At 41.2% G+C, this 5,594-nt stretch carries 6 protein-coding genes; 1 reads left to right on the top strand and 5 read right to left on the bottom strand.

All coding sequences use genetic code 11. From position 1 onward, the window contains the following. The 5 genes from ACKI4H_RS13710 to ACKI4H_RS13690 form a co-directional block, all read right to left on the bottom strand. A partial coding sequence (locus ACKI4H_RS13710) for a hydrolase or metal-binding protein (protein WP_407306662.1) occupies positions 1 to 766 on the bottom strand: 766 nt, incomplete at its 3' end. Positions 767 to 961: 195 nt separating this feature from the next. Continuing rightward, positions 962 to 2,020, bottom strand: coding sequence for a YqaJ viral recombinase family protein (locus ACKI4H_RS13705; RefSeq protein WP_407306659.1), 1,059 nt, complete (start codon positions 2,018 to 2,020; stop codon positions 962 to 964). A 175-nt stretch (positions 2,021 to 2,195) separates the two neighbouring features. After that, positions 2,196 to 3,227, bottom strand: a complete 1,032-nt coding sequence (locus ACKI4H_RS13700) for a DUF932 domain-containing protein (RefSeq protein ID WP_407306656.1) — start codon at positions 3,225 to 3,227, stop codon at positions 2,196 to 2,198. 20 nt (positions 3,228 to 3,247) lie between these two features. Beyond that, positions 3,248 to 3,526 carry a hypothetical protein gene (locus ACKI4H_RS13695; protein ID WP_407306653.1) on the bottom strand — a complete coding sequence of 93 codons (279 nt, stop codon included), beginning with the start codon at positions 3,524 to 3,526 and terminating at the stop codon, positions 3,248 to 3,250. 103 nt (positions 3,527 to 3,629) lie between these two features. Next, complete coding sequence (locus ACKI4H_RS13690) at positions 3,630 to 4,538, bottom strand: inovirus-type Gp2 protein (protein WP_407306650.1); 909 nt, start codon at positions 4,536 to 4,538, stop codon at positions 3,630 to 3,632. A gap of 664 nt (positions 4,539 to 5,202) precedes the next feature. Here ACKI4H_RS13690 and ACKI4H_RS13685 point away from each other — a divergent pair. Further along, positions 5,203 to 5,589, top strand: a complete 387-nt coding sequence (locus ACKI4H_RS13685; RefSeq protein ID WP_407306647.1) for a hypothetical protein — start codon at positions 5,203 to 5,205, stop codon at positions 5,587 to 5,589. Positions 5,590 to 5,594 lie beyond the last annotated feature (5 nt).

Here is a 5,594-nt window from a genome sequence, read left to right as displayed (position 1 = left end):
CTTCTATATCGACCTCCATCCTTCCATTCGCAAAACCCTTCCTTGCGGTAAAGTCTAAAGCTTCCTGATAAAACCCCGCCTGTTTGCACTGCTCATCAATTTGCTTTGCCTGAATAATGACATCATTCAGACCAATCCCATCTCTTAAAGTCAGATCCACGTAATACACTGGTTGACGATAACTCTGTGTCGTACTCTTGCCCCGCAATATCAACTGCAATGGGAGGCAAGACAACAAACCATTTGATGCCGCATGGTAATAACTCAGCCGTGCAGCCAAAGTCCGAATACTGTTAAAGCCTGTAGTTCTAAAGATGAAGGTGCCAAACTCATCTGAGTCATCCAGGTTCACATGTAAACGCCCGTAGGGCTTGCAATGTCCACCTTGAGCCAATGGACATAAATCAGGGGATGGACAGGGAAGTTGCTCCGCGCCTTGGTTGGTTAAACGTTGGCAGGTTTCACCATTGCCCACACAGACGGGGCGACCGGTCTGACGGTCAAATAAGGTGTATTCTGCACGTAGGTTTAAGTCAGGATCATTGAAGATCATTCTGACCGGGATTGAGCGTAGCTTTTGATTAGGCGTATTCGCTCGAAGCTGATCATCTAATGGATGTTTAATCCAGCCTTCTTTGCTTTGAATCTGGGAAGTAATGGTGAACTGGTCATCCTTTTCAGGCAATCGCTTGCCATTCTTCTCGATCATCCGACCGATACTGATCCGTCCGAGTATTGGAGGAGTAATTGCTAAACCTTTAATCATGTTGATATTCCTTAATGTATTACGTTACAAATTTGGGTCTATGTATGTAGGTCGGAACAAGGACCAAATAAGTTACCCAAAGAATGTAGAGCCAGATAAAGTGCTACAGAGATCGCGACCGATTTGCTCTCTACCGAAGGGTAGAGAGCGGGGAGCGATTTTTGTGAATTTTTGATTTGGTGCTGTGGATCGGGCTTAGTCGGTATAGATGTTGAATCGACGACTGCCCTGCTTTTCAAGTGGATAAAGCTCGATGAGTTCAGGCTGGTGCTGAAGCAATGCCTTGGTGTTGAGGCTGATGGAGTCCTTGGCTTTCTTCCAGACCACTGAGCCATGAGCAAAGACAGCCCTTTCCTTGTCTTGCATCATCATCTGAATTTCATGTTTAAGTTGGTCAAAGCGTTCCTGCTGATGCTGAATCTCTTCCTTCATTTTGATGAGTTTGTCGAACATCAAATTGGCATTTTCATTTTGCGAGAGATCCTCTACAGTCAAGGGTACATGCGCTGGATAGAGCTGCTGAATAGCTTTGGCTGCCGATTCACTGGCATCGACTGATGGCGGCGTATCGTTTTCTACACATTCCCAAAAATATCGTTCTGCTTTGACAATATGCTCAATCACTGATTCAGACCGTGTCACTTTGAAGATCTTCGTTTCATGCCCACAGATCAAGACACAAACATGCGCTGCCTGTTTACCAGTCACCGCCAGTTGATGTTGCACCTGACAAAGCACGTATAAAGGCACACCATCACGCCACAATTTTGCTCCATGCTCACCTGCTGTTTTACATTCCAAGATCTGAACGTCATCACTACCGACCACGCTGTAATCTAGATTGGCTAACATAAAGTGTTTATCCGGATCAGGATGCTGAAGTACCGCATTGATCCGTCGCACCTTGCTATGAGTGTGCATGCTATAGAACTCTGCCACCAAAGGTTCCAGCTGCTTGCCCCAATACAGCGGTGCTACCCCTGAGCTTTCATCTTCTATGGATTGAGCCTGCCGTCCGGTTTTGATCAGCCAGAGTTCCAGCATCGACATATAGGGATTGAGACCACAGGCAGTCGCGGCATCACTGCTGCCAATGCCTTGCTTACGAACTTCGAGCCAGTCCTGATATTCCATCCCTTTGGTGTTGACTAGTCGCTTAGCTGCTGTTGAGCGTTTAGTGGTGATGGTTGGATTGACCACGATCTTTGATCCTACAGTCGTAGGCTGATGGGAAATAGATACAATTTGATTCATGGAATTATCCTTATAAATTCTGATCTCTGTAAAAGAAATGCATAAAAAAGCCATACCCGACACAAGGTCGGGTATGGCGATTTGTTTGCTGTTTTAATTGAGAGGGGTTACATGAGTGCTATGACTAGCATTTGTTTGGGGTGACTTGATTTCGACATGAATGAGCAAGTTAATCTCAGGCGATCAAAGCAAGCGCTTGCTCCAATCCTCGTTGTTTCACCCCCGCACCTGCACCGAACCAGGCTGAATCAAGACGGTGATCTGTACTCATGGCACGTCGTTCATGATCCACAAATTCTGTGATCGAACAAAGTAAACCATAAGCCGTATCTTTAGCTGATGATAAATCAGCCCCACGACCTTGACCATTGAACATCTCCAAAGCTTTATTCATGGCACGACCATTCGGTTCAGGCTTTTTCTCCTGAACTTGCTGCGCCACATTACGATAGAACTGAATGATGTTTTCTTCAGGATCGGAAATTGACATGGTGCTGTTGTTGAATACGGCATCAAAATAAGCTTTGGCTTCCTGCTGACTTACCTTACGCTGTGTGAGCTGTTTCATCTCATACATGTGCTCATCCCAGGCACGAACTGAAATACCTAATTGCTGTTTCACTTTCTCGGCATCAAACTTGGTGCTATGTGGAACTTTCACCACACCAGCACTATTGCTTTGTCCACGTAGAGCAATCGCCAAAGTGTTGTTACAGACCACTCGGATACTGGTGAACTGTGCTGTAGTTGCTAAAGTGCCGTCACACGCAGTAGCCAGTAGGATATAACCATTACTGACATCTTTGGACTTTAACGCAGTGCTTTGACCTGTACGTGCCAAAGCCCAGAACTTCTTCCCACCTTTCAAAACCCCTGCGGTTTCTAACTCAAACCCAGATTGCTCTGTCAGATCTCGGTAGAACTCCAGAATCTCTTTAGGCTGAACTTCCTGATAACGCTGACTGACTACAGATAAAGGTGCATGGGTATCTGAACGATACAAGACACGCTGTTCTTCAAAGGGCATGATGATGCTCTGACCACGTTCATTCTGTGCCATGTAGCTGACGTTCGAGGATTCAATCCGCCAGTCCATCCCAGCTTGCTGTGCCCAAACTTCGAGTGGTTGATTCGGACTCAGCTGATTACCCAGACCATGCCAAGGAGTTTCGCCAACATAGGCGATTTGTTCGATTTGATGTGCCATCGTTTTTATCTCCTAGATTATTAGCGGAAGTTCTGCTGACAGTGATTGCAGTGATAGTAGGTCATAGTGACAGGCTTTTTCGGCTCATCAAACATGCTGCTAAATAGACCACCAATGACCGCACCTGCAAGCCCGCCAAGCAGTGGTGATACAGGCAATGGCAAACTCTTTGAAATGGATGCACCGATGGTTGCGAACGAAGCTGATGCTGCTAGACCTGTAGAATCAGATCCACTCACCTGCTGATTAACCACTTGAATAACCTGATCGGAAAAACAATAAGGACAATTTAAACTCATAATATATACCTCTAGAAATGACAAAGGCTCACCGATTGGCAAGCCTTGCAAAGTTAAAAAACTCGTTTTCATCTAGATAATGTATATCTGAGATTATTTTCATTTAGCGTCGATCATACTGCACTCTTAACTGGCCTTTACCAAATACTCTTCGCCCTCTTGGTTTAACTCGCAAGTATTGAAGGGTACGTTTGTGATGATCAGTGAGGTATTCCATTGCCTCAATGAAATTTGTCACTTGGGTTGAATCGCGACGATAAATCAAACCGATCCCTAGCTCATCTCTACCTCGAAGCTCCTTTACGCGTTCGCGGTTCCAACAATTATAGCCTTGACCATAATCTCGAGTAATCTCACTCCAAAGCGCGATAATTTTATTCCCCCAATATGCTGCGCTTCCATCACGAAAGGCAGTATCATAAATGATTGCTAAATGGCAATGAAAACCTTTACTTTTACCACCTTGCTCTACTCCCCATATATATCCGATCACATGTTTAAATATGCCATCTTTATTTTGGATACGATTAAGTAGTATATCTAAGTCCTTATAAATATCTTCAACTCTAATTCGACTAGAGTGTTCTTGTAAATAACCCAAGTCCACCCGAGCAACTAATATTCGGCTATATTTACCAATTATTGACTCACAATATTCCTGCACTTCAATTTTATTTTCATCCTTCTGTTTTTCGATCATTTTATAATCTTTTTCAAAATCCTCAGATAAGTCTAAAAACCATGATCTCATCTCTCCATATCCAATTATCTTTAGCTCATCCATAAGATCAAAATAATCAGAGTCTATTCTCTGTAAGTCATATCTTAGAATTACAAAGAATTGAAGATAACCTGGGTATTCATCATCAGGATCATAAATATCATCAAAGTCTAATAACAGATTAGTAAGCTGTGAATAGAATTCATCCCATTCCCTACTTCTTCTTTTTAGACATTTTAAAAAGTTCTCAATATCAAGTGTAAGTTGTGCCTGATTAATTGAAGCTCTCATGTTTAAACCTATGTGTGTGATAGTTACATAAGAGATAGGGAATTCTGTATATATATAATTTTTACTTCTCAATCAGGTGTTAGCTAATAAAAGATAATATATATAACCAAAGCTCTAGGGAGTCCAAATTCCTCCTGTAGAACAGTACCTATTCTCCACATTAAAAATATTCCCTCCCTGCTCTACGATTAAATTCGTGTAGGCTCTATCCTCAAAAAAGCTAGAATTAAGGTAATTAATAAAAATCAATTTCAGAACCTATATAGGGATAAAAATTCAAAGTTTTAGATTTATTTAGCTATCAAAAGCATCTAAAAGTTATGCGATATTTTCTGCTTAAACACTCCCTCATTATTCACTTAATTAAATTCATAATTTTTTAAAATCATTGATCATAAATTCAAACTAAAACCTCACTACCTCCATATTTTAAATTCTAAATGTCCTACATCCAAAACTAAGATAACCACTCCATTAAAGTTAAGTTCAAAGTCAAATAGGCCCTGTATTTAAGATGGAGCTATAGATATCACGCTAATTTCTTCACGCCAAGCATTTAAAAAAACTATGGCAAATCAACCGAAATCACCCTGAAAGACATGGAAAAGCAAGCACTAAATTACCGTAAAGTATGACCTAAGCTTTTACTAAGATAGATTTAAAAATGCGCAGAACTTCAGCTTTAGATGACATTAAATCGTTTTTATCACGTTGTAGAGACATTGATACATTATGGATACTCAACATCATTAATGAAGAGATTAAACAACCCGAAGATGTTCGGCAGACTGATATTAATATGCTAAATAGACTCAATAAATTTTCTGATATCAGAAAGGAAATAATAGCCGAACTCCTACATGTACGTGAGAACGATATATATCACTTGCTTTGTCGACTAGAAGAATACCAAGCTCATATTTCTATGCCTAAAGTTGACCTAAATAGCATCGAAAACAATAAGCGTTTTATAATATTTGCTAATGCTATTATGCAAAAAGAATTAAGAGATAGAGCACTAGAAAATATAAATAACCTGAATCGCGGATAAGAAAT

The organism is Acinetobacter sp. (genome assembly GCF_045628685.1).
Classification (GTDB): Bacteria; Pseudomonadota; Gammaproteobacteria; order Pseudomonadales; family Moraxellaceae; genus Acinetobacter.
Note: the sequence above shows the minus strand (reverse complement) of the source record. Positions and strands in the feature narration are given on the sequence as shown.